Source organism: Aeromonas salmonicida subsp. salmonicida (assembly GCF_001643305.1).
GTDB lineage: Bacteria > Pseudomonadota > Gammaproteobacteria > Enterobacterales > Aeromonadaceae > Aeromonas > Aeromonas salmonicida.
Genome location: NZ_LSGW01000082.1, coordinates 1 through 21531, shown reverse-complemented (window position 1 = coordinate 21531; position 21531 = coordinate 1). Strand labels below are relative to the sequence as shown.

Here is a 21531-nt window from a genome sequence, read left to right as displayed (position 1 = left end):
TTCGGAACAGCTATTTAGCCCATCGGTTCTTTACAAATACCGAGGCTATATTTTCGCTTTCAACTATGGTGCTACTTAATTTTTTTTCACACTGCCAACAACAGTCTAACGTATCAACATGTGACTTTTTAGGTCTTCCCAATTCAATCCTATGAAACGCAATCGAAGCCCCACAGTGGGGGCATCTATCAACCATCATAATCTGATGTTTTGGGCAAAAGGTATAGAGTGCCAAACGCCAAGCGAGTCTGAAGTATGGTATATCATCCTGAGCTAGGCATTGTGGGCAATATTGAATAGCATAGCCAGTATTAAGGCGGTGATGATGCTTTATTGGCATGACCCAACGGAGATAACTTGCCGTATGTAGAATTGGGAATAACCTCTTCTCATAAAGTCTAAAAGTCGTATTTTTTATTTTTTTATTGGAGTTCCTGCTTTACTACTCATTATTTTAAGTAGCCACTCTGGTGCATTCCTATCTATGTCTCGGTTCCATATCTGAAAATCTTTTCCGAATGCTTGATCACAAAATGTCTGCACCTTCACGCCATTTGCATGGGCAGTCCGAACGATCAGGCAAGATAAAGATTCCCCTGGCAACGGATGGGGGTGTGCAGGCCAGAGTGTACCCGACAGCATTAGCGCACACCTTCCAACTGGCGTTTACGCTTAGATGGTGGAGTCCAGTCTACTTTCTGGAGAATTTTTGCTGAAATTGTCTCAACTCCTGAATGAATGGCTAGTACACTAGCTTCTGATAGTAAGCGTGACAGTTCACCGATATAACCTTCCGACATGGCATAAAGAGTGGATGCCATATCATGCTGAGAAAGATTTGAAATCTGTTTCAAAGGAAGCATCCGCTCAAAGCTGGCTAGCAATCTCTGGAAGTCGTGGTCCATTTCCCATCGAGGCAAAGTGACCGGTTCAAACCGGTTTGAAATCTGAGGATCTGTTTGCAATGCTCGAAAAGCATCTTTGGTACCAACACCAATGATGCTGATTTGGAGTTCGTTACCCAGATATTTAATTACGTTCAAGAATGCCTTCTGGCGGTTCATATTACCCGCCAAAATATGGTGAATTTCGTCGATAATAAGCACTTTCAGGCCGACATAACGGAGTAACTTTATTGCCTGAAACTGTTTTTTGTCTACTCGCTCGCTGGGGCGGTATGGGGCGAATAGCAGTTCAAGGATCGCATTATAAAAACGCCCTTCATCGGGTACTGGTGGAGCCTGAACCAGTATAACAGGAGCCTGAATGCCCTCTCCGGATGGATTGTCGATGGCAGGATGCAGATTTTTGAAGCGCTGCACCAACATGGTTTTGCCATTATTGGTATCACCTACGATCAGCAGGTTGGGCATCCGGTGGGTTCTGGGATAAATCAACAGATCTTCCAGTTTGGCGAGTATCTGTTTTGCTTTTGGATAGCCGATCCATCGCTCTGATCGTATTTTGAGGATCCTGTCTCTGTCCGACAGAGCCAGAGCCTCAATTGCTGAATCATTTAAGTGGCTATAGGTGGTCATAACAAGTCATCCATTTCATCAAACGGCATAATATCCGGTATGGCCGGAGTCGAGTCACTTATCACTGGGCATTCTGGTTCCGGGCTTTTAACTGTTGATGTCGTGCTCAACGGCTTTTCAACCTGTTGGTGATGAATTCGCCGTTGGTTCGCTCGGCGGGCTGCTTTGCTTTTGGCCAGCGCTTCGGTCTCGATTTCACGCATTCGGTCATAGGCATCAAAAATACTACGTTCACTCAGATGACGGCGTTTATCTGAAGTCACTTTATTCTTGGCTTCCCGTAGTTCCCAGATACTGATCGCAGGATGCGAGTTATCCCGGTAAGGGATCGGATAGTAGGTCTGAATTTCAGGATCAAAAAACCAGATGACACTTATGTCCCTAGGGTCACACCGGAAGGTGAATTTGCGTTTCCGCTTGCTATCTTTTGGGTCAGGGGCGTTTATCCAATGCCGAAGTACATCGTGGTAGTAATGTATTTCTTCTACAACGACACCATAATCCTGAACAGTTCGGAGCTCAAAAGGCATAAAGTCTAATCGTAGCCTGTCTTCATCCGTTATCTTAGGCGGCAGGCCACATCCCGGCTGCTGCTCATCACCTAGAATTCCCTTTTTATAGGCATCAATAGGTGCAGTACCTAAAGCAGAATGAACTTTCTGGTGGTAGACGTCAGCAATATATATGGACAGCCAAGTTTCAAACTCCGATAAGGTCAGCGCTGCATGTTTCTCTGAGTTGTAGTCGCCTTTGGTATGTGTGTTTGAAAAGGTTGTACCGGGCAGAGTATGGATCTCTTTTGAAAATGTCCCAAGAGCACGTTCAACATGAGCACCAAAATTTGGTCGGCCCACAGGTCGCCATTCAATGTTGATATTGTACTCATCACAAGCCTTCTGAAGCATTTCCCCCCGAAACTCTTTTGCATTATCAACGTGAATAGTGGTCGGAAGTCCCCACACAGGCCATTCACTTTTTATGCCGTTCTGGGCCAACCATTTGTCTTTTGGCAAAATTGAGTGAGCCAGACACAGACCGGTAGATAAAGCACTGGGCGGATCAAACGACACATAGAAACCTGTCACCATACGGCTGTAAACATCAAACGCCAGAGTGATCCAAGGCCGACCAATCGGTTGCCTGTAGTGATCATCTACCAGAATGATATCGAGCTTAGTGTGGTCAATCTGCACAACAGACAGTGGCCAATCCGCACCGGGAAAAGAGCCTTTGTGTGGCTTAAATGACAAATCTGCTTTTTTGCGGCCTTCCCGCTTACTGACGACTATCTCAGGCGAGAGAGCCTTAACACGGTTGCGTATGGTGTTGTCGTGCGGTGGCTCTACTCCTGCTCCCATACAACGCTTGATGATTTCATCACATAGCTTCTGAATAGATTTTTTCTGCAATGTTAGGAAGTCTGTCGCCATTGATTCTCTAATGATTTCTTCAACCTCCGACGATAGTTTGGTCGTTCCTTTATCCCGGCGTGTTTTAGGTAGCAGAGATGACAGTACGCCGGAGTTCTCGTAGGCCTTAATCCAACCGTACAGAGTGTTGGTTGAAATCGAATGCTTCTGGCCGTGTGCTGCTACCAGAGCTCTGGTTCTGGATGGCATATTGAGCAACGGCTTGATGATACTCATACGGGCGCGTGCAATTTCCCAAGCGTTGTCATCAATCAGTGTCAACTCCGGTCGTTTAATGACTTCAGCCTCTGGAGCCTGTAGTTTCGTGATGCAGGCATTTATGACTTCGTGGTTATCTTCAGCAATCAATTCAGCCAATTGCAGAGACAGAAGTTTAACAATCCGAAATGAACGCCCTTGGTAGCTGACCCGCTTACCGGGCTGAAGAACCAATTGTTTATGGCTCATGGATTCAAACTCCAAATGGTACTCGACATGGTGAGAGGTTGATCGAGATCGGTAGCGATCTGGCGGGTTCCTATCAGATACCAGAGCGTAGGCATTAGACGGGCTCTGTTCCATTCATCCTGATATATGTGAGCCAGAAGGTCTTTAGGTGTTGATTGGTTCAATATCTGGATCGCCTCTTCCAGAATATCCATATCAACTTCTGCTACAGGCCCTTTCTTAACGAAAGGAAGCAGAAATTTTGCATTCTTCAGTCTGACTTCACGCACTTCTGTTTCAGTGATGAGCTTAAACCGCCATCCTTTGCTACGGGCAAACCGCAAGGCAGCTCTAAACTTAGGTTTCAATTCTGGCCAAAGTTCTTTGAGTTCACTACGATATTTGACTTCATAGAGGGTGGTTGGATGATAAGGGCTGTGGAAGTAGGCCAATACATCCGGGGTATAGATGCGTTCCTTATCCAACGCATCAAACCAATGAACGGTGACAGGCTGCACTTCAAAGCTCTCGACTGCTGGGTCGAATTCCAGCAATGTAAAGAAATCACGTTCGAGTGTAGACTCGAACATAGCCTGTCCAGTGGACTTATGATGAGAGGCCACCCCTGTGACATTGCGGTAGTTTTTCGGGATCTTGCGCACCGGCATATATGTCAATCCAATACAAAATAGCATTATAGGTAATGGGCATCAGCCGCCAGATTTATGGGCTGGTACAGAGGAGCGTTGCTCTAACGGCTGACATTGGCTATGAGAGTACAACGAAGCGATGTAAATGACAGAGGTAAAGTAATCTCTTCCCTCCTTCACCAAAGAAGAGCGCCCTTGGGCGCTCTTCTTGTAGATCAGTCGTTTGCGATCGCCCTGACATAGCGTTAACGTAATCGCTCCTTTTTCAGGAGTGATACCCAAGATGCCAACCCCCCTCGTTCGTCTGCTCCCCATGAGCGCTGCCTATTATTCCGTCTTCTACGACCGCTCCCTCGAGGACTACGCACAAGATCTGGCCAGCAACCATGGCTATGATCTCGCCACCGCTCGCCGCAAGTCCGAGGCCTCCCTGCTGCAATACCTGCCACAGGGGATCGCCACCCCGGGTCACTGTTTGCTCTGCATCATGCCGGGCGAGGTGACGGGAGAAGAGGCAAAGCCGCTGGGCTATCTCTGGCACGCCATCAATGCCGATGACGACGCCACCTTTATCTACGACTTCTATATCGACCCGGCCCTGCGCAGCCAGGGCTATGGCAAGGCCGCCATAGCGGCACTGGAAGCCAGTCTCAGGGTCAGTGGCATCAGCCAGATCAAGCTGCGAGTCGCGTACGACAACCCGCGCGCCCTGGCGCTCTATCAGGAGGCAGGCTTCATCATCACAGGGCATAACATGGCCAAGCTGCTGGGTTAGTTTTATTGAGCCTCATCTTGCCCCCATACCGCCAGGGGCGTGTTGCGGTCAGGCGGGGGCTGCTATGATATGGCCGCCTCGGCCAGTTGCCGCAGCGGCACGGTTTTTCATTCCCTGTTGCCCCGTTTCAGGATCATGCAGATGTCACACACCCGCGTCTTTATCGTGCACGGTTACACCGCCTCTCCCCAGTCCCACTGGTTCCCCTGGCTCAAGGAGAAACTCGAGTCCCGCGGTATTCAGGTCGAGGTGCTGGCCATGCCAAACTCGCACCATCCCGAGCCTGATGCCTGGGATCAAGCCATGGACCGCCTTGTCCAGGATCACGACGAGCATACCTTCCTGCTGGGCCACAGCCTTGGTTGCATCGCCATACTGCGTCAGCTCAGCCGCCTGCCCGCCTCCCGCCGGGTGGGCGGTATCCTGCTGGTATCCGGTTTCGACCAGCCGCTGCATACCCTGCCGGAGCTGGATGCCTTCATGACCCAGCGTTACGACCCGGCGCACATCATGACACTGGCACCACAACGGGTTGTCGTTGCCTCCCGGGACGATGCCATAGTGCCCTATCGCTACTGCCAGCACCTGAGCGAGCAGCTGGCCGCGCCACTCTACAGCCTGGAGCATGGTGGCCACTTTCTCGATCGGGACGGCTTCCTGACACTGCCGCTGGTCCACGACCGGCTGCTGGGGATGATAACCCCCGCTGAATAGCAAAATGGCCACGCAAGTGGCCGTTTTCACAGGCTGCGTGCCTAGAGCGACATGCCGGAGAAAGACATGAAGCCGAGCGACATCAGCCCTGCCACTATGAAGGTGATGCCGATGCCGCGCAGCCCCTCGGGCACATCCGAATACTTCATCTTCTGGCGCAGGCCGGCGATGGCGACGATGGCCAGCAACCAGCCAAGTCCGGAGCCCGCTCCATACACCACGGATTCGATGAAATCGTAATCCCGCTGGGCCATGAACATGACACCGCCGAAGATGGCCCAGTGCACCGTCAACAGCGGCAGATAGATGCCCAGGGCGTGATGGAGCGCCGGGAAATGCTTGTCGAGCACCATCTCCATCACCTGCACCAGCGCGGCAAGCACCCCGATATAGATAATGAAATCGAGAAAACCGAGATCAAACTCCCCGAGGAAGGTGCTGCCCGGGCGCAGGATATGACGGTAGATCAGATTGTTGAGGGGAATGGCGATCACCATCACCACCAGCACCGTCATGCCCAGGCCAAATGCCGTGTTGATGTTCTTGGAGACGGCCAGAAAGGTACACATGCCCAGAAAGAAGGCGAGGGCCAGGTTTTCGACAAAAATCGACTGAATAAACAGGTTTACATAATAATCCATCGGATCGGCTCACAGCTTGTGCAGGGAACAACCCTGCCACGGCACCCTGACCAACAGGTCAGAGCAAACTGGCAGGGGCAACAAGGCGCGGCAACCGATCGCAGGCGTCAGCCAGCAGAGAAGTCAAACAGTCAGTCGACGGGGAAAAGCCGGATCCGGTGCGCGCTCAGCAGCAAGCCGGACGCGAGTGGCCGTGGCAGAAGCGAAATTGTAGGTGGTGGCAGATCAGCAGGCGTTTGTGCAGGTAACCGAAGTAACCTGACAGCTGCCTGAGGTAGATGAGGGGCAGGAAGAACAGCAGGCCGCAGAGCAGGCCCAGGATCTCGCGCTGGAACCAGGCCAGCAGTATCTGATAGAGCTCGGGGTGACTGGCGCTCTCCAGCCGCCGCCCCTGCTCAAAGCTGAGCCGCCACTGGCCGCCCGGCGGCAGGCTGACGCTGTTGACGAGTCCTGTATCGGACGGCTCGTGCAGTTGCATCGCGGCCAGCCGGTCGGCCGATGTCGGCTGACCGGACACACTGATGCCTCCCGCCGCGAAGGCGGCAAGCCACAAGATAGAGGCGATGGCGAGGGCCATCAGTCCTGTCGGTGATCGGCCAAGGGGTGGCAAGCGGTCAGGTCCCTGAAAAAAGACAATAGATAAAACGAGCCGAATTTATCACATTCCCTCCATTTATTGAATTTAAACATCCAGTAATTAACATTAATAGATACTAAACACCCGTTATATCCAAAAAGACGGCATTTAAAATCCATAAATAGATAGCGAGCCCTGCCGCCCTTCTCTGATAATGGCTCCTCCCCCCTGATTGGCAGCCCTGGCCGATAACAACACGGCCACCCGAGGGTGGCCGTTGTCATCAACAGAGCGCTATTGCTGCCGGACTAGAGACCGGCCGCCTCCAGATGCTCCACCAGCAGTTGCACGCTGCGGTTGCCACGCCACTCGTTGACGTCGAGCCGGTAGACCAACCGCACCCGCTTCACCGAGGCGTCCGGCCAGCGCTTGAGATCGACCCCGAAGGCGATGGCATCCACCGCATGGCCCGAATCCGTGGTCAGCATCATCTTGAGGTGTTTTTCCCCCACCAGTCGCTGCTGCACCAGCACGAATTCGCCGTCAAACAGCGGCTCGGGGAAGGCCTGGCCCCAGGGGCCGGAGGCGCGAATAAGCTCAGCCAGCTCAAGGCTGAGCTCATCCGGCAGCAGTTCGCCGTCGGTGAGCAGTACCCCGGTCAGCAGCTCAGGGGTCACCAGCTCGCCGATCACCGTCTCGAAGGCGCGGCCAAAAGCCTCGATATTGGCCTTGGGCAGGGTCAGCCCCGCCGCCATGGCGTGGCCGCCAAACTTGCCCATCAGGCCCGGATGGCGGGTATCGAGCAGTTCGAGGGCGTCGCGCAGATGCACACCGGGAATGGAGCGACCTGAACCCTTGAGCTCGGTCTCGCTGCTCTCGGCAAACGCGATCACAGGCCTGTAGTACTTCTCCTTCACCTTGGAGGCCACCAGCCCCACTACCCCCTGATGCCACTCGTCTCTGTGCAGCACTATGCCGGAGGGCACCTCGCCATCGCGAAAGCGGATCTGCTCCAGGGTGGCGAGTGCCTCCTGCTGCATACCCTGCTCTATCTCTTTGCGCTCCTGGTTGAGGCTGTCCATCTCGGAGGCGAGCTGACGTGCCAGATTGAGATCATCGCTGAGCAGACAGGCGACCCCGAGGGACATGTCATCGAGCCGGCCCACGGCATTGAGATGCGGTCCCAGCGCGAAACCAAGGTCGGCGGCGGTGAGGCGGCGGCCGTCGCGGCCCGATACGTCCACCAGCGCCTGGATGCCGGGACGGCAGCGACCGGCCCGGATCCGCTGCAACCCCTGATGCACCAGGATGCGGTTGTTGCCATCCAGCGCCACCACGTCGGCGACTGTGCCAAGCGCCACCAGATCCAGGTAATCCGCCACATTGGGGGCACGAATGCCCTGCCGCTCATACCAGCCCAATTGGCGCAGGTGGGTGTTGAGGGCCGCCATCAGATAGAAGGCCACCCCCACCCCGGCCAGGGACTTGGAGGGGAAGTCGCAGCCATGCTGGTTGGGGTTCACTATCGCATCGGCAGCAGGCAGCTCATGGCCCGGCAGGTGATGATCGGTGACCAGAACCTGCATGCCGGCCGCCTTGGCCGCCGCCACCCCGGCGATGCTGGAGATGCCGTTGTCTACCGTGATGAGAAACTCGGCGCCGCGCGCCACCGCCAGCTCGACTATCTCCGGGGTCAGGCCATAGCCGAATTCGAAACGGTTGGGCACCAGAAAATCGATGTGGTGGCCGCCCATTGCTCGCAACGCCAGCACGCACAGGGCCGAGCTGGTGGCGCCATCGCAGTCAAAATCTCCGACGATCAGGATGCGCTGCTGGGCGGTCAGCGCAGCTGCCAGCAGGGGCACCGCCTGCTCCATGCCGAACAGGCGCTGGGGTGGCAGCAGCTGGCTGGCGCTGCGCTCGAGCAGGACGGGATCCTCTACCCCCCGGCTGGCAAAGACTTGACGAAGCAGTGGGTGCAAAGTAGCGGGCAGATGGGAATCATCAACTCGCGGACGACGACGGATTTGCAGGGGCATTGATGTGATCCAGTATCTTGAGCAGTTGTTCAGGGCTCTGATAACCCCGCACCAGATCCCCGTTTGGCAGGACCCAGCTCGGCAGCGCCTTGATCCCGAGCCACTGGCTCAGGCCGATATGATGGGCAAGGATCTCATTACAGCCGGTCGCAGGCAAACGATCACTGAGACTGAGTTCACTGAACAGAGCGGGATCGCACCAACGCGCCTGCGCCTCGGCCACATCGGCAAAGGTACCCAGCGCCGGAAGTAACTGCACACTCACCCCCTGTGCCTGCAAAATTGGCAACTCATCCAGCGCGGTACGGCAGTTGCGGCAGGTCAGATCGGTAAACAGGGTGACGCTGTGACGCTCGGGCTCGGCCTTGAGCTGCATACGCCGTTCGCCAATCTGAGCCAGCGCCCGCTGACGTTGCTGACGCTGACGCTGACCCAGCATGGTGAGGTTTTTCATGTCGTGGCCCAGATCCAGCATGATGCCCTGGAGCACATAGTCGCCCCTGGCATCGGCATAGAGCGGCCCCTGACTGGTGCCCAGCATGAAGAGACCGGGCATGGGGGTCGCATCCACCAGATAGACCTGAACCCCGAGCCGCTGCTCTATACGCTGTTTCAATAATTGGGGATCCATCCCCGCGCTGGCAGCAAAGGTGCACAGCAGCATCATTCCCAGTAGTAAATGCTTCACTCTTTTACTCACTTGGCATGAACGAATGGACTCACAAGGTAACTCAGGCCATGTCCTGGCCTCAACTTGTTAATTACTGATTTATTAATAGAGAGACCTGCAAAAAAATCCCCACCTGACAGGTTGCCAATTGGGCAGCGGCCCAGCAAGCTAACCGTGACGACAGGAAAAAGCGGCCATCCTCTGTTTTCCTGATGCTTGATTATTCAAATTTTGATGCGGCGCCGGCTGCAATTTACCCATTTTTGGAGGGAAATATGAGTCTGATTCAAGAGTTCAAGGCCTTTGCCGCCCGAGGCAACGTCATCGACATGGCGGTCGGTATCATCATTGGCGCCGCTTTCGGCAAAATCGTCTCCTCCTTCGTGGGCGACGTCATCATGCCACCCATCGGCCTGATCCTGGGTGGTGTGGACTTCAGCGATCTGGCCGTGACCCTGAAGGCCGCCGAGGGTGCAACCCCGGCCGTGGTCATCGCCTACGGCAAATTTATCCAGACCATCATCGATTTTCTGATCATCTCCTTCGCCATCTTCATGGGGCTCAAAGCCATCAACACCCTCAAGAAGAAGCAGGAAGAGGCAGCCGCCCCCGCCGGTCCCACCAAGGATCAGGAGCTGCTGAGCGAAATTCGCGATCTGCTCAAGTCGCAACAAGGAAAATAGAAGGATCACGTGAACAGGAACAGCATGTCACGATGCCGATCAACTATGGTTATATCTCTTCCATAGATATATAGGCGTCGTGATTATGCTAGTTACACCTTCATCCAGATCTAATCATAGATTTATTCTTCGTTTTCTTTTTTTGCTGGCTCTGCCTCTTATATTAACGACCGTCGGGAGTGCATACCTTTTTTCCACAATGCAAAAAAATACGCTATTGAACACGATGAGGTTTTTTAACGACAGTACCGGACAACAATGGGATCACTCACTCTCTTTTGTCGAGCGACAAATAAAAATAACTATCGAAGATATAAAATACAGTAATGGTGACTTGCCTCTATCCTTGAGAGCTCGTTATCACGACATATGGCAACACCTACTTTATCCAGAGGGTCCAATAAAGACTGTTTATTATGTATTAAAAGACAATACTAAAACTAATTTTTCTATTCTATCCATGCCACAAGATATAGATGCAACACAACGCCTTTGGTACAAGAATGCACTGGAAAGGCCTGGTACCAGTATGTGGAGTTCCCCCTACAGCGACGCGGTTCAAAAGAACCCTGTCGTGACGCTTTCTCATGCGGTACTAAGTAACAAAGGGGACTTTCTGGGAGTAATCGGCATTGACCTTAATTTAAATGTCTTTTCAGCTCGGATTGGAAAAATTCTTGAGAGTGGAGACAAGGTGGGTTATATGCTATACGACCGTGGCAGCAGACTGATTATCGCACATAGTGATCCGCTTGAAAACGGCATGCCATTGGTCACATCCTGGACTGATGAACTGAAAGGTCGCAATGGCTCATTCATGAGTACGGATGGAGAGCTCATCGCTTACCATGCATTGCATAATAATCCGTCCTGGCTGGTCATCACAGTTTTCCCTTTTACCAACAGTTTTTTGATTGGTGAAATGTTGCCCACAACATTAATCAGCCTGATATTGTCGCTCTCTATTTTTACGCTGGTCGCTATTATTTTCAGACAGCGACTGGAGCATACAATAAGCACATTGGTTCAAGTGGTGCGCCAATTAAGGGTCACACCAGCAGGACAACAAATTGTGATCCCAAAACTGGCCGGCATTGAAGAGCTGGAAGATGAAATAGTGATGATTTCAGACAAAATGCAGGCAGAGACAGAGAAATCTCTGCGTGATGCTTTAACCGGTTTATACAACCGCCGCCATCTGGAAGAGACCCTGGCTACGCTACACAAAGATAATCACCAATACATATTGGCGATTATCGACATTGATAACTTCAAACGAATCAATGATACCTATGGCCATCCAATCGGCGATGCCGTCTTAAAGCGCACCGCTCAGCTCGGTAACCAATTGCTGGAGGAACACGCAACCCTTTGCCGCTTTGGGGGAGAAGAGTTTGTCGCTATTTTTGAACAAACTGACATTGCCAGCGCGCAGCAGTTGATGGAGCTGTGGCGCGCCAGCATGGGTCAGCAGGATTGGCGTGAACCAGGCTTGAGCGTCTCCTTTAGCGGCGGTATTGCCGAATCCCTCGATACCCCACCGGACAGTGTGATGGCCCGCGCGGATGCTGCCCTCTATCAGGCAAAGCAAACGGGCAAGAATCGCTTGCAGCGCGCTTAAGCACGTGGATGGTGCTCGCCGTGCAGCGCCTTGAGCCGTTCGTTGGCCACATGGGTGTAAATCTGGGTAGTGGAGAGATCGGCATGGCCCAACAGCATCTGCACCACCCGCAGATCGGCGCCATGGTTGAGCAGATGGGTAGCAAAGGCGTGGCGCAGGGTATGGGGAGACAACTCCCCGCGGATACCGGCACGCTGGGCATAGAGCTTGATCCTGTGCCAGAAGGTTTGACGGGTCATCATGCGGGCCTGCTTGGAGGGAAACACCACGTCCGAGCTGGTGCCACCCAGCAGCAGGGTGCGGGCCTCACGGTAGTAACGCTCCAGCCAGTGCACCGCTTCCTCCCCCATGGGCACCAGTCGCTCCTTGTTGCCCTTGCCTACCACCCTCACCAGCCCCTGACGCAGGCTGACATGCTCGGCGGTGAGCCCCACCAGCTCGGATACCCGCAGCCCTGTGGCGTAGAGCAGCTCCAGCATCGCCTTGTCCCTCAGCTCCAGCGGGTCGTCCACCAGCGGTGATTGCAACAGTGCTTCCACCTCGGCTTCACTCAAATCAGAGGGCAGCTTCTTGGGCAGTTTGGGCCCCTCCAGCAACACGGTCGGATCATCGCTGCGCAGCTTTTCGCGGTTCAGATACTGGTAAAAGCGGCGCAGGGCAGACAGAAAGCGAGCCGTGCTGCTGGCGGCAAACTGGTGGTCCACCCGCCAGGCGAGATAGTGCTGTATGTCATCCATCCCCGCCAACAACAAAGAGCGCCCCTGCCCGTCGAGCCAGAAAGCAAATTTCTCCAGATCGCTGCGATAGGAGCTGACAGTGTTGTCAGAGAGTCCCCGCTCCAGCCAGAGGGCGTCGAGAAAGGGTTCGATCAGGGGATGATTGTGCACGGCGGGGGCTGGCTTGGTCATGTTACTGGGTCTTGGGCAAACGGTGGCTCATTGTAGCGCGCCCGGCGCCGGACGACAGCGGGATCTGAGGGCCTGCGCCACGCTTGCCCCGTGAAGGGCGTCGGTCTATCTGCTAAACTGGCGCCCCTCCCTGTTGCCTCCGGGCGCGTACGCCCCACGCGCCTCCAGGATGAAGAGCGATCTGTTTTACGGTAAGGACAGTGCGATGAAGATAGGTTTGTTTTACGGTTCCACCACCTGTTACACCGAGATGGCCGCCGAGAAGATCCGCGCCCTCATTGGCCCCGAGCTGGTCGATATCCATAACATCAAGGATGTGCCCCTTGTCCGCATGCAGGAGTACGACATCCTGATCCTGGGCATCTCCACCTGGGATTTCGGCGAACTGCAGGAAGATTGGGAATCCCGTTGGGAAGACATAGCCGATGTCAATCTGGAGGGGCGCATCATAGCCCTGTTTGGCATGGGCGATCAGCTGGGCTATGGCGAATGGTATCAGGATGCCCTCGGCCTCCTGCACGATCAGCTGGTGCCCAAGGGGGTCAAACTGGTGGGTTACTGGCCAAACGAAGGGTACGAGTTCGATGCCTCCAAGGCGCTGATCGACGATGGCCGGCATTTCGTCGGGCTGGCCCTCGATGACGCCAACCAGTATGACCAGACCGAATCCCGCATCGAGCAGTGGGTCGACCAGATCCTCGGCGAGATCCACGAACTGTTGTGAGCCCCTGACCGGCGGCCAGTGTCCCGATGCATTGGCCGTCCGGGCGCAGTTATCGCACCGATTTTCTCAATCGGTATCATCGCTTGACGCTATAGCGACTTTTTTGTGCTGGTCTGCAACAATGCAATCGACACCCCATAACACAATCAGAACGGGTGTCGGAAGCAAACAGGAACAGACCAGAAAAGGATATTCTATGACCCCATTCTCCCTGTTGGCCCCCGCCATTGCCCGCGACGTACTCGATCACGCGCTGGCGCTGGGTGCTGACTTCGCCGAGCTGTTTGTGGAGCGCAAGCGCCGCAGCCAGCTCAGCCTGCTCTCCAGCCAGATAGAGAACATCAGTGGCGGCCTCGATTTCGGCATAGGCGTGCGCCTGTGCTACGGCCACAAGGTGCTCTACGGCTACACCAATCTGGCCAGCCGCGACGAGCTGCTGCGCATCGTCACTCTGCTGGCGGCCAAAGACAGACGCGACCCAGTGGTGACCGCCACCGCCTTCGATTTCACCCGATTGACCGATCGCAACCCGGTGGCGTTGCCGCTGTCGGCCGACAAGCAGCTGGAGCAGAAGATTGCCTATCTGCACGCCATGGATGCGGTGGCCCGCGCCGAGAGCAGCAAGGTGAGCCAGTTCTCCGGCAATGTGCTGGGCTGGGAGCAGGAGGTGGAGATCTTCAACAGCGAAGGGTTGCAGGTGAGCGATCGCCGCCACTACAACCGCATCATGGCCCAGACCATCGCAGTTGAGGGGAGCGAGCAGAGCGTGGGCTATGAGGCGCCCGGCGCCCTGATGGGCTGGGAACACGCAGATCGTATCGATCCGCGCGAGCTGGCCCTCACTGCCACTCGCCAGGCGCTGGTGAAACTCGGTGCAGCCCCCTGCCCGAGCGGCGCCCTGCCGGTCATCATGGAGAGCGGCTTTGGCGGCGTCATCTTCCACGAGGCCTGCGGCCACCTGCTGGAGACCACCTCGGTCGCCAAGAAGGCCTCGGTATTCCACGACAAGATGGGCCAGCTGATCGCCAATCCGGCAGTCAGCGCCGTGGATGAAGGCTTGCAGAGCAACGCCTGGGGCTCCATCAACGTTGATGACGAAGGAATGGCGACCCAGCACACCCAGCTCATCAAGGACGGCGTGCTGACCGGTTTTCTGGTGGACAGAATGGGCGCCCTCAAGACAGGTTACGCCCGCACCGGATCGGGAAGGCGCGAATCCTACAAATACGCCCCCACCTCGCGCATGCGCAACACCTATATCGAACCGGGCAACCACAGCCTCGACGATATGCTGGCCACCGTCGAGCACGGCATCTATGCCAAGAAGATGGGGGGCGGCTCGGTGCAACCGGGTACCGGCGAGTTCAACTTCAACGTGCAGGAGGCCTATCTCATCGAGCACGGCAAGATCACCCGCCCGCTCAAATCAGCGACCCTGATCGGTACGGGCCCGCAAGTGCTCAAAGAGATCTCCATGGTCGGGAGCAATCTGGCGCTGGCCGCCGGCATGTGCGGCTCCGTCTCGGGCTCGGTACCCACGTCTGTCGGCCAACCCGCCTTGAAAGTTGACAAGATCCTGGTAGGAGGGAACGCCTGATGAGCACACTCGACATGAACAACCTGCTCACCCGCCTGCTGGAGAAGGTCGCCGAGCTGGGCGCCGAGGCGGATATCATCGCCAATCGGGACAAAGCCTTCTCCCTCAAGGCCGACAAGGGGGAGCTCGGGGAATACAAGGTCACCAGCAGTCAGCAGCTCGGCATTCGTCTGATCAAGGATGGACGGGTCGGCATTGCCTACTCGGAATCCCTGGATGAGGCGGCCCTCGATGCCATGCTGCAGGATGCACTGGATGCCAGCCGCTTTGCCAAGGTGGACCCGGATCAGCGCATCTCGGTTGCCGGCAGCCGGATCAGCACCGACTGCGCCGAGATAAACCAGCCCGATACCACTGCGGTGGAGGAGAAGATCGCCCTGGCTCTGCGCCTCGAGGCGGATATGCTGGCACAACCTGATGTGACCGGCGCCCCCTACAACAGCTTCTTCGAGGGGGAGAGCCGCCTCTGGCTCGCCAACAGCCTGGGCAGCCTCTGCCAGCACAGTGAATTCAGCGTCGGCTGCTATACCTCGGCGCTGGTGGAGCGGGATGGCCGCCAGTCGATGCACTCCCAAGGGCAGTATGGCCGCCGCTTCGACGAGCTGGATAGCCAGACCCTTATCGAACAGATCTACGCCGTGGCCCATGACCTGCTGCCAGGAGAAGCGGTACCGAGCGGTCGCTACAGCGCCATTTTCAGCACCAACTGCTTCGCCAGCCTGTTTGGCTGCTTCCAGGCAGCGCTCTCGGGCAAGTGGGCCCAGCAGGGGATCAACCCCTGGCGAGACAAGGTGGGCCAGTCTGTGGCCTCTCGCTGGCTCACCCTGGAGAGCCGGTCCTATATGCCGGGCGGCATGAACATCAAGGCGTTCGATGGCGAGGGGACAGCCACCTCGGATCTGTTGCTGATTGGCGAGGGAGAGCTGAAAACCCTGCTCCACAACAGCGCCACCGCCCACCACTTTGGCGTGGCGAGCAACGGCTCGGCCGCCCGCAGCGCCCGCAGCGCGCTGGATGTGACCACCCGCCATCTGGTGTTTGGCACAGGCCCCCACAGCGAGGCAGAGGTCAAAACCGGCGAGTATCTGGAGCTGGTCAAACTCGATGGCCTGCACTCAGGGGCCGACGCGGTGAGCGGTGACTTCTCGTTCGGCGCGTCAGGGTTCCTGTGCCGGAATGGTGTGCGAGTCCAGCCTGTGCGCGGCATCACGGTCGCAGGCAACTTCTACCGCCTGCTCGGCGAGCTGGAAGCGGTCGGTGACCGTCTGCAGCACAACGATGGCAAGGGCTTCTACGCGCCGCTGATCCGTTTCGGCGGTTTGAACATTGCGGGCAAGTAACCCCCGCATATAAAGAGAAAACGGCACTTTGTCCCGTTCTGAACAGCAAGAGGGCAACCCCAAGGGTTGCCCTCTTTTTTATTCTGACCTGTGGCCTGGAGCTTGCTGACTAATGGTCAAATAATGCTCATGCCCCGCCTGGCACCGTCGATACTGACAGTGCAAGGCAATGAAAACGCGGTTTCCTACCAAAGTGCAAGACAATATGGAGGTCTGCATGAAGACAATCGCAATGGCGATCACCCTCGCCACACTGGGCATATCGATGGCACAGGCCGCTTCGGCAAGCAGCACAGGACGCATCACCTTCAGCGGCGCCATCGTGGAAGATGCCTGCCGCGTCAACCAGCAAGAGAAGCAGATGCAGGTCACCTGCCTCTCCGGCCCCTCACAAACAACCGAGACAGTTGATCTGCAACAGCTGGCAAGAGAGGCGTCAATGAGCCTCTCCCACAGTCAGGTTTCCTACCAGTGGGTCGATGAAGGCCGCACAATGGCGATCGTCACCATCAGCCACAAATAATCCCACTGCCGAGGACAGAAACAACAACGGCGACCATAAGGTCGCCGTTGTCATTACCGAGTCTCACATTCAAGCCATCAGGCTCAGGGGTTGAGACGCGTCGGCATACCGGTGCGCTGTTCCAGCACCTGTTTGACCACATTGGAGTCGCTGTCGGCATGAGCGATGAAGCGAGTAATGGGAAGCGGCACGGATGCCGAGGAGTTGAACTCTTCCTCGTTGCGTGACAGTGGCTCATGGACTTCCATGTAGCGACCGCCATCGGGCTCGACCGTGGACTTGACCGGCTGGTTGACGAACTGGACGCGGGTGCCGACCGGCACGTTGTCGAACAGATACTTGATGTCGTCGGCGCGCAGGCGCACGCAGCCGCTGCTCACTCGCAGACCGATGCCGAAGGTGGCGTTGGTACCGTGGATGGCATACAGGTTGCCGATATAGAGGGCATGCAGACCCATGGGGTTGTCCGGACCCGCGGGCCAGACCGCAGGCAGTGTCTTGCCCTGGGCCGCATAACGGCGACGGATGTTCTCGGTCGGAGTCCAGGTCGGGTTGGCACGCTTGCGTTCAACCTTGGTGATCCAGTTTTCCGGGGTATTCACACCCAGCTGGCCGATACCGATGGGCAGCACTTCGACGACATTCTTGCCTTTCGGGTAGTAATAGAGGCGCATCTCGGCCACGTTGATGACGATCCCTTCACGGGGCGCATTTGGCAGGATCAGCTGATGAGGAATGATCAGCTTGCTGCCCGGTGTCGGCAGATAGGGGTCGACCCCGGGGTTGGCCTCCATGATGTTGGTCAGGCCCAACTGGAAGTCGGAGGCGATCTGCTCCAGCGGGCGATTGTCCGCGGGTACCACATACTCCAGGTTCTCACCGATCAGGCGGCTATTGGCAGCGGGCAGCTGGTATTCAACGGCAGCAGCCTGATAGCTGACCAGCGTCAGCGTAAATAAAAGGGCCGAAGCGGCAGTGCGAAAAGGATTCATAAAATTCCTGTGTGGTTTCCTGTACCAAGTTGGCCGGGGGCCGTGTCATCCTCGGTCTGACCTGTGACGAGTCACCTTGCGCCCGAGGCCAATCACCGAGCGCGCATTCTTCCCTGAGTCGGACAAAATTTCAACGTCAGGATGGCTCTTTTTGCATGAACAGTCTATTCACTGCCCCTGACTTGTCATTTTTACCCTTGCCAAGCTAACAATCAGCAAATTAGTAGAGCATGAACAAAAGGGAGACCCATGGGTCTCCCTCTCTTCAACAGGCTCTGGCAAGCAGGCGGGCTACAGCCTCCCTGATGGCAGCCCTGGCATCCAGCCTGCCCATCTCGTCGGCCAGCAGGCGCGCCCGTGCCCGATAGCGGGGCTCGTGCACCACCTTGCGCACTGCCGCAGCCACGGCCTCTGCCGTCGGCTCATTGCTGTGCAGATTGATGCCAACGCCACTCCACGCCACCCGGGTAGCCACCTCGGCCTTGTCCTCCCCGGTGCCCGCCACCACCAATGGCACACCGTAGGCCAGTGCGGCCTGCACAGAACCATAGCCGCCGTTGGTCACCAGCACGGCGGCACGGGGCAGCCCCAGCTCGAACGGCACATGGTCGGTGACGATCACATTGGCGGGGATGGATGGCCCCAGCAGCGCCGGATCCCGCCCGCCCGTGGTCAGCAGTAACTGCACCTCGTCACCCACCAGCCCCTGCATAGCCGGGATCAGCAGTTGCCCCAGATCCACGTTGGCCAAGGTGCCCTGGCTGACAATGACCAGCGGCCGACCATCCAGCCGTTCCCACCAGGGCGGCGGCGTCAACGCAATCCCCGGTGGCAACAGGGGGCCGATATGACGGATCAGCCCCTCAAGCTCCGGCCGCTCATATTCAAAGCCGGCGCAGGAGAGCTGCAGGAAGGCATCCGGCGCCGTCACCATCACATCGGTGAAGGGGGCCGCCAGCGGCGGCACCCCCGCCTCGGCCAGCGCGGCATCGAAGCTCTGCTGCACCTCGGCCTGCAGTCGCCGGGTCTGTTCATCCAGCCATGGCAGCTCGCCAAGGGAGTGGCGCAGCTCGGGGGCGATGCGCGGGCCGTAGAAGATGGCATCCGGGCTCGAGAAAGAGACGGGGTTCACCCCCAGCATCAGGATGGGAAGCCGCTGGCTGCGGGCCTGTTGCAGCAGCGGCAGCGCACCGTAGAAGCCGTTCTCCACCAGCAGCAGATCCACCCCCTCTTCTGCGATCAGCGCCCGCAGCTTGCGATCGTGCACCGGGATGGGCGCGGCGAAGAAACGCCTGAGCGCCAGCGCCATCTGGGCAGTGCCGCTCAGCTCGGCACGCTCGGGGAAGTGCTGCTCCAGCGCACGGTAGTCAAAATCCACCTCGGGGGAGAAGGACACAAATTCTGCGCCGCTCTGCCGGATCCCTTTCTCGAACAGGGCACCGCACAGCATCAGCACCCTGTGCCCCTCCCCCACCAGCAGGCGGGCCGCCGCCAGCATGGGGTTGACGTGGCCGGGGGTGGCGGTGACCGCCAGCAAAATGGTCGCCATCACGCCGCCCCTTGCGGCGCCAGCGCCGGGTTGAGGCAGAGCGGACTGGCCTGGACATGGACCCGCTGGATATGGCGTGCCGAGCGGGCGGTGAAGCCTTCCCGCCCGTGCAGCAGGCCGAAGTTGTCGGCGATCACTACATCCCCGGGCTGCCACTGGTGGGCATAGAAGTAACGGGGGTCATAGAGTCGCTCGTGTAGATCCTGCAGGAAGGCGCCCTGCTCCTCGGGCGGGATCCCCTCAATCTGCAGCGCATGCTGGTTGAGGAAGCGACCCCCCTCGCGCGGCGGCTCGTTGTAGCGCATGACGGTTTCACCGCTCACCGGATGAGGCACCAGCAGGGGCGAGCTCACCTCGCCACCGTAGTGCACCACCTGCTTGATGCGATAGGTGATCCGCACTCGCTCCCAGCGCGCCAGCCGCTCGCCATCGAGATCCACCAGCAGCTGGCGGGTATTGATGAAGATGGTACGTCCACCCTCATCGGCGGCCGGTGCATGCACGCAGTGAAACAGCTGGAACTCCGGCACGGTTGGCTTGTACATGCCATCCCAGTGCAGCGGCACATAGCTGGAGTCGAAGATGTGATCGGTGGCGTTCTCGTGCTCTTTCACATCCAGCACGGCGCCGAAGGGCCACATCATGATCTCGCCCCAGCGCTCGGCGTAATGGGTCAGCCGCTCGGGGTCGACAAAGCCCGAACCAAACCCACGCAGGATCAGCACGCCGTGGCGACGGGCCAGTTCGCGCAGCGACCCGACCGGCAGAGCCTGTACCGGCTGCTCGCTCCTGGCCGGTTCGATCAGCAGGCCAAAGGGAGCCTGGGGACGGATACGGCAGAGTTCGCCGCCGAGGGGAATAATGGATGCAGTCATGGTGAACTCCTCAGGCGGCGGCCCGCTTGCTATGGATCAGGTAGTGGCTCGGACGACCGTGGATATGGACCAGTTCGTGCTCCAGGGCCAACACGTCGCGCCGCTTCATCAGCACAAACTGGCCATCCAGATTGGCCGCGACCCCGTGCCAGGGAGTGAGCCAGTCATCCCGGGTCGGCAGCATGTGAATGCCCATCTTCAGGCTGTGGCTGGCCTGGGGGTGAATGGAGAGACGGATGGCCTCGGGGAAGCGCTCCGCCAGCAGCTTGCCCCAGGCGCGGCTGCGCTGGATCACGCCGTGGGTGCGCGACTTGGCATCCCGCTGCAGCGCCGTGTTGGAGAGTGGCGTGTCCGGCAGCTGACTGTCTTCATACAGGAAGCGGGTCATGGCGCGATAGAGACGAACCCCCTCCTCCGTGGTCTTTACCTCTTCACTGATCTGCGCCAGCGGCTCGGCATAACGCTCGACCAGCTGTTCACGCAGGGTGTCGAAGTCGCGGTTGGCGCAAAACTCGGCCATGCCCGCCACCATCCCCAGATGAAAGACCCCGAGGTGGGTCGCCCCCAGCTCCAGGATCAGCTGCTCTATGTGGGCCTGATAGGCATCGATGGCCGGGTCCGATACCCGGATCAGATCGCCAAAGACGTGGCCATCCGAGCAGATCAGGATCCGCATGCCGGGCCGATAGTGCAGCTGGATGCGCTGGCAGAGGTGATTGAGAAAGCTGAGGGAGAGGCGCTCCGCCATGTCCGGCAGGGTGCCGAGTACCTTGTTCGGGTTCGGCGACTTGGTGGGAAAGGCGGGCAAGATGCAGGTAATGGTCTCGCCCCGCTCGATGAAGGCTTGCAACCGGGGGATCTGGATGGCCGCCACCTCCTGCTCTTCGCTGTGCCGGTCCAGGATGGGATCGGGGAAGCGACGGCGATAGGGCAACAGCTCGGCAAATATCTCACGGGCAATTTGATGGGAAGATAAACCACTCATTATTCCAGCTCCTTTAGGCAGGATAAAATCAATAAAGATGACTCTTTATCAATGCGTCCAGTCTCTGTCGTTATTATGGATGTATCCGTTTGCTACCCAAACGAATCGAGAGGGGACAGTAGCCGAGATGAAGTCAGGCTATCAATTCGCCATTAATGTAAAGAGATTCAACCCAGCGCTAACAATCTATTTCGCATAAGCAAACTCACTCTATGCATATGAATAAAAACAGATTTAATAAATGGTTTGGCGTATTAAATAACTGATCCTAATA

22 protein-coding genes are annotated in these 21531 nt (G+C 57.0%); 8 read left to right on the top strand and 14 right to left on the bottom strand.

All coding sequences use genetic code 11. The features are described from left to right. Positions 1-10 precede the first annotated feature (10 nt). The 5 genes from AXW79_RS24180 to AXW79_RS15180 are packed head-to-tail and all read right to left on the bottom strand — an operon-like array spanning position 11 to position 4062. Positions 11-418, bottom strand: a complete 408-nt coding sequence (locus AXW79_RS24180; protein ID WP_080561573.1) for a TniQ family protein — start codon at positions 416-418, stop codon at positions 11-13. After that, positions 415-642 carry a TniQ family protein gene (locus AXW79_RS24175; protein ID WP_073531798.1) on the bottom strand — a complete coding sequence of 76 codons (228 nt, stop codon included), beginning with the start codon at positions 640-642 and terminating at the stop codon, positions 415-417. Before AXW79_RS24175 ends, AXW79_RS24180 begins: the two co-directional genes overlap by 4 nt. Further along, positions 642-1538: a TniB family NTP-binding protein gene (locus AXW79_RS15190; protein ID WP_005317408.1), complete on the bottom strand. Its 897-nt coding sequence runs from the start codon at positions 1536-1538 to the stop codon at positions 642-644. Before AXW79_RS15190 ends, AXW79_RS24175 begins: the two co-directional genes overlap by 1 nt. Next, positions 1535-3415 (bottom strand): Mu transposase C-terminal domain-containing protein, encoded by a 1881-nt coding sequence (locus AXW79_RS15185; protein WP_011898439.1) that lies wholly within the window; start codon positions 3413-3415, stop codon positions 1535-1537. The genes AXW79_RS15190 and AXW79_RS15185 overlap by 4 nt, the downstream gene beginning before the upstream one ends. Then, the gene (locus tag AXW79_RS15180; protein WP_005317426.1) at positions 3412-4062 is read right to left on the bottom strand and encodes a heteromeric transposase endonuclease subunit TnsA; all 651 of its coding nucleotides are present in this window, start codon (positions 4060-4062) and stop codon (positions 3412-3414) included. The genes AXW79_RS15185 and AXW79_RS15180 overlap by 4 nt, the downstream gene beginning before the upstream one ends. 265 nt (positions 4063-4327) lie before the next feature. On the opposite strand from AXW79_RS15180, the gene AXW79_RS15175 reads away from it, so the two are divergent. Both AXW79_RS15175 and AXW79_RS15170 read left to right on the top strand, forming a co-directional pair. Next, the gene (locus AXW79_RS15175) at positions 4328-4819 is read left to right on the top strand and encodes a GNAT family N-acetyltransferase (RefSeq protein WP_005317428.1); all 492 of its coding nucleotides are present in this window, start codon (positions 4328-4330) and stop codon (positions 4817-4819) included. Positions 4820-4960: 141 nt separating this feature from the next. Then, a complete protein-coding gene (locus AXW79_RS15170) occupies positions 4961-5533 on the top strand; it encodes an RBBP9/YdeN family alpha/beta hydrolase (protein WP_005317431.1) in 573 nt (190 codons plus the stop codon). Positions 5534-5574: 41 nt separating this feature from the next. Here AXW79_RS15170 and nqrE read toward each other — a convergent pair whose 3' ends face one another. The 4 genes from nqrE to AXW79_RS15150 form a co-directional block, all read right to left on the bottom strand. Beyond that, entirely contained in the window at positions 5575-6174 is a 600-nt protein-coding gene (gene nqrE, locus AXW79_RS15165) for an NADH:ubiquinone reductase (Na(+)-transporting) subunit E (protein ID WP_005317434.1), read from the bottom strand. Positions 6175-6340: 166 nt separating this feature from the next. After that, positions 6341-6751 (bottom strand): hypothetical protein, encoded by a 411-nt coding sequence (locus tag AXW79_RS15160; protein WP_005317436.1) that lies wholly within the window; start codon positions 6749-6751, stop codon positions 6341-6343. A 308-nt stretch (positions 6752-7059) separates the two neighbouring features. Beyond that, on the bottom strand, positions 7060-8790 hold the full coding sequence (recJ, locus tag AXW79_RS15155; RefSeq protein ID WP_005317439.1) for a single-stranded-DNA-specific exonuclease RecJ: 1731 nt from the start codon (positions 8788-8790) through the stop codon (positions 7060-7062). Next, the gene (locus AXW79_RS15150) at positions 8756-9478 is read right to left on the bottom strand and encodes a disulfide isomerase DsbC N-terminal domain-containing protein (protein ID WP_043145008.1); all 723 of its coding nucleotides are present in this window, start codon (positions 9476-9478) and stop codon (positions 8756-8758) included. The genes recJ and AXW79_RS15150 overlap by 35 nt, the downstream gene beginning before the upstream one ends. A 257-nt stretch (positions 9479-9735) precedes the next feature. On the opposite strand from AXW79_RS15150, the gene mscL reads away from it, so the two are divergent. Both mscL and AXW79_RS15140 read left to right on the top strand, forming a co-directional pair. Further along, the gene (gene mscL, locus AXW79_RS15145) at positions 9736-10143 is read left to right on the top strand and encodes a large-conductance mechanosensitive channel protein MscL (RefSeq protein WP_005317444.1); all 408 of its coding nucleotides are present in this window, start codon (positions 9736-9738) and stop codon (positions 10141-10143) included. 85 nt (positions 10144-10228) lie between these two features. Continuing rightward, on the top strand, positions 10229-11764 hold the full coding sequence (locus tag AXW79_RS15140; RefSeq protein WP_011898436.1) for a diguanylate cyclase domain-containing protein: 1536 nt from the start codon (positions 10229-10231) through the stop codon (positions 11762-11764). Here the strand turns inward: AXW79_RS15140 and xerD are convergent. Then, entirely contained in the window at positions 11761-12672 is a 912-nt protein-coding gene (xerD, locus tag AXW79_RS15135; protein WP_011898435.1) for a site-specific tyrosine recombinase XerD, read from the bottom strand. The genes AXW79_RS15140 and xerD overlap by 4 nt on opposite strands. Positions 12673-12877: 205 nt before the next feature. On the opposite strand from xerD, the gene fldB reads away from it, so the two are divergent. The 4 genes from fldB to AXW79_RS15115 all read left to right on the top strand — a co-directional run bounded on the left by fldB (position 12878) and on the right by AXW79_RS15115 (position 16856). Next, complete coding sequence (fldB, locus tag AXW79_RS15130) at positions 12878-13396, top strand: flavodoxin FldB (protein WP_005317454.1); 519 nt, start codon at positions 12878-12880, stop codon at positions 13394-13396. Positions 13397-13592: 196 nt separating this feature from the next. Continuing rightward, complete coding sequence (locus AXW79_RS15125) at positions 13593-14993, top strand: TldD/PmbA family protein (protein ID WP_005317457.1); 1401 nt, start codon at positions 13593-13595, stop codon at positions 14991-14993. Continuing rightward, the gene (locus tag AXW79_RS15120) at positions 14993-16333 is read left to right on the top strand and encodes a TldD/PmbA family protein (protein ID WP_005317460.1); all 1341 of its coding nucleotides are present in this window, start codon (positions 14993-14995) and stop codon (positions 16331-16333) included. The genes AXW79_RS15125 and AXW79_RS15120 overlap by 1 nt, the downstream gene beginning before the upstream one ends. Before the next feature lie 217 nt (positions 16334-16550). Continuing rightward, a complete protein-coding gene (locus AXW79_RS15115; RefSeq protein ID WP_005317463.1) occupies positions 16551-16856 on the top strand; it encodes a hypothetical protein in 306 nt (101 codons plus the stop codon). Positions 16857-16939: 83 nt separating this feature from the next. Here AXW79_RS15115 and AXW79_RS15110 read toward each other — a convergent pair whose 3' ends face one another. The 4 genes from AXW79_RS15110 to AXW79_RS15095 all read right to left on the bottom strand — a co-directional run bounded on the left by AXW79_RS15110 (position 16940) and on the right by AXW79_RS15095 (position 21257). Then, the gene (locus tag AXW79_RS15110; RefSeq protein ID WP_005317466.1) at positions 16940-17848 is read right to left on the bottom strand and encodes a L,D-transpeptidase family protein; all 909 of its coding nucleotides are present in this window, start codon (positions 17846-17848) and stop codon (positions 16940-16942) included. A 265-nt stretch (positions 17849-18113) separates the two neighbouring features. Beyond that, a complete protein-coding gene (locus tag AXW79_RS15105; protein WP_005317468.1) occupies positions 18114-19397 on the bottom strand; it encodes a nucleotide disphospho-sugar-binding domain-containing protein in 1284 nt (427 codons plus the stop codon). Beyond that, complete coding sequence (locus AXW79_RS15100) at positions 19397-20272, bottom strand: TauD/TfdA dioxygenase family protein (protein WP_005317470.1); 876 nt, start codon at positions 20270-20272, stop codon at positions 19397-19399. Before AXW79_RS15100 ends, AXW79_RS15105 begins: the two co-directional genes overlap by 1 nt. Before the next feature lie 10 nt (positions 20273-20282). Beyond that, entirely contained in the window at positions 20283-21257 is a 975-nt protein-coding gene (locus AXW79_RS15095) for an L-tyrosine/L-tryptophan isonitrile synthase family protein (protein WP_005317473.1), read from the bottom strand. Positions 21258-21531 lie beyond the last annotated feature (274 nt).

Bases quoted from the DNA above. Each gene is read 5' to 3' on its own strand.
- AXW79_RS15160 (WP_005317436.1), bottom strand. From the start codon at position 6,751: ATGGCCCTCGCCATCGCCTCTATCTTGTGGCTTGCCGCCTTCGCGGCG.
- AXW79_RS15140 (WP_011898436.1), top strand. From the start codon at position 10,229: ATGCTAGTTACACCTTCATCCAGATCTAATCATAGATTTATTCTTCGT.
- AXW79_RS15125 (WP_005317457.1), top strand. From the start codon at position 13,593: ATGACCCCATTCTCCCTGTTGGCCCCCGCCATTGCCCGCGACGTACTC.
- AXW79_RS15110 (WP_005317466.1), bottom strand. From the start codon at position 17,848: ATGAATCCTTTTCGCACTGCCGCTTCGGCCCTTTTATTTACGCTGACG.
- AXW79_RS15100 (WP_005317470.1), bottom strand. From the start codon at position 20,272: ATGACTGCATCCATTATTCCCCTCGGCGGCGAACTCTGCCGTATCCGT.
- fldB (WP_005317454.1), top strand. From the start codon at position 12,878: ATGAAGATAGGTTTGTTTTACGGTTCCACCACCTGTTACACCGAGATG.
- AXW79_RS24175 (WP_073531798.1), bottom strand. From the start codon at position 642: ATGCTGTCGGGTACACTCTGGCCTGCACACCCCCATCCGTTGCCAGGG.
- xerD (WP_011898435.1), bottom strand. From the start codon at position 12,672: ATGACCAAGCCAGCCCCCGCCGTGCACAATCATCCCCTGATCGAACCC.
- AXW79_RS15105 (WP_005317468.1), bottom strand. From the start codon at position 19,397: ATGGCGACCATTTTGCTGGCGGTCACCGCCACCCCCGGCCACGTCAAC.
- AXW79_RS15180 (WP_005317426.1), bottom strand. From the start codon at position 4,062: ATGCCGGTGCGCAAGATCCCGAAAAACTACCGCAATGTCACAGGGGTG.
- AXW79_RS15185 (WP_011898439.1), bottom strand. From the start codon at position 3,415: ATGAGCCATAAACAATTGGTTCTTCAGCCCGGTAAGCGGGTCAGCTAC.
- mscL (WP_005317444.1), top strand. From the start codon at position 9,736: ATGAGTCTGATTCAAGAGTTCAAGGCCTTTGCCGCCCGAGGCAACGTC.
- AXW79_RS15170 (WP_005317431.1), top strand. From the start codon at position 4,961: ATGTCACACACCCGCGTCTTTATCGTGCACGGTTACACCGCCTCTCCC.
- recJ (WP_005317439.1), bottom strand. From the start codon at position 8,790: ATGCCCCTGCAAATCCGTCGTCGTCCGCGAGTTGATGATTCCCATCTG.
- AXW79_RS15115 (WP_005317463.1), top strand. From the start codon at position 16,551: ATGAAGACAATCGCAATGGCGATCACCCTCGCCACACTGGGCATATCG.
- AXW79_RS15190 (WP_005317408.1), bottom strand. From the start codon at position 1,538: ATGACCACCTATAGCCACTTAAATGATTCAGCAATTGAGGCTCTGGCT.
- nqrE (WP_005317434.1), bottom strand. From the start codon at position 6,174: ATGGATTATTATGTAAACCTGTTTATTCAGTCGATTTTTGTCGAAAAC.
- AXW79_RS15095 (WP_005317473.1), bottom strand. From the start codon at position 21,257: ATGAGTGGTTTATCTTCCCATCAAATTGCCCGTGAGATATTTGCCGAG.
- AXW79_RS15120 (WP_005317460.1), top strand. From the start codon at position 14,993: ATGAGCACACTCGACATGAACAACCTGCTCACCCGCCTGCTGGAGAAG.
- AXW79_RS15175 (WP_005317428.1), top strand. From the start codon at position 4,328: ATGCCAACCCCCCTCGTTCGTCTGCTCCCCATGAGCGCTGCCTATTAT.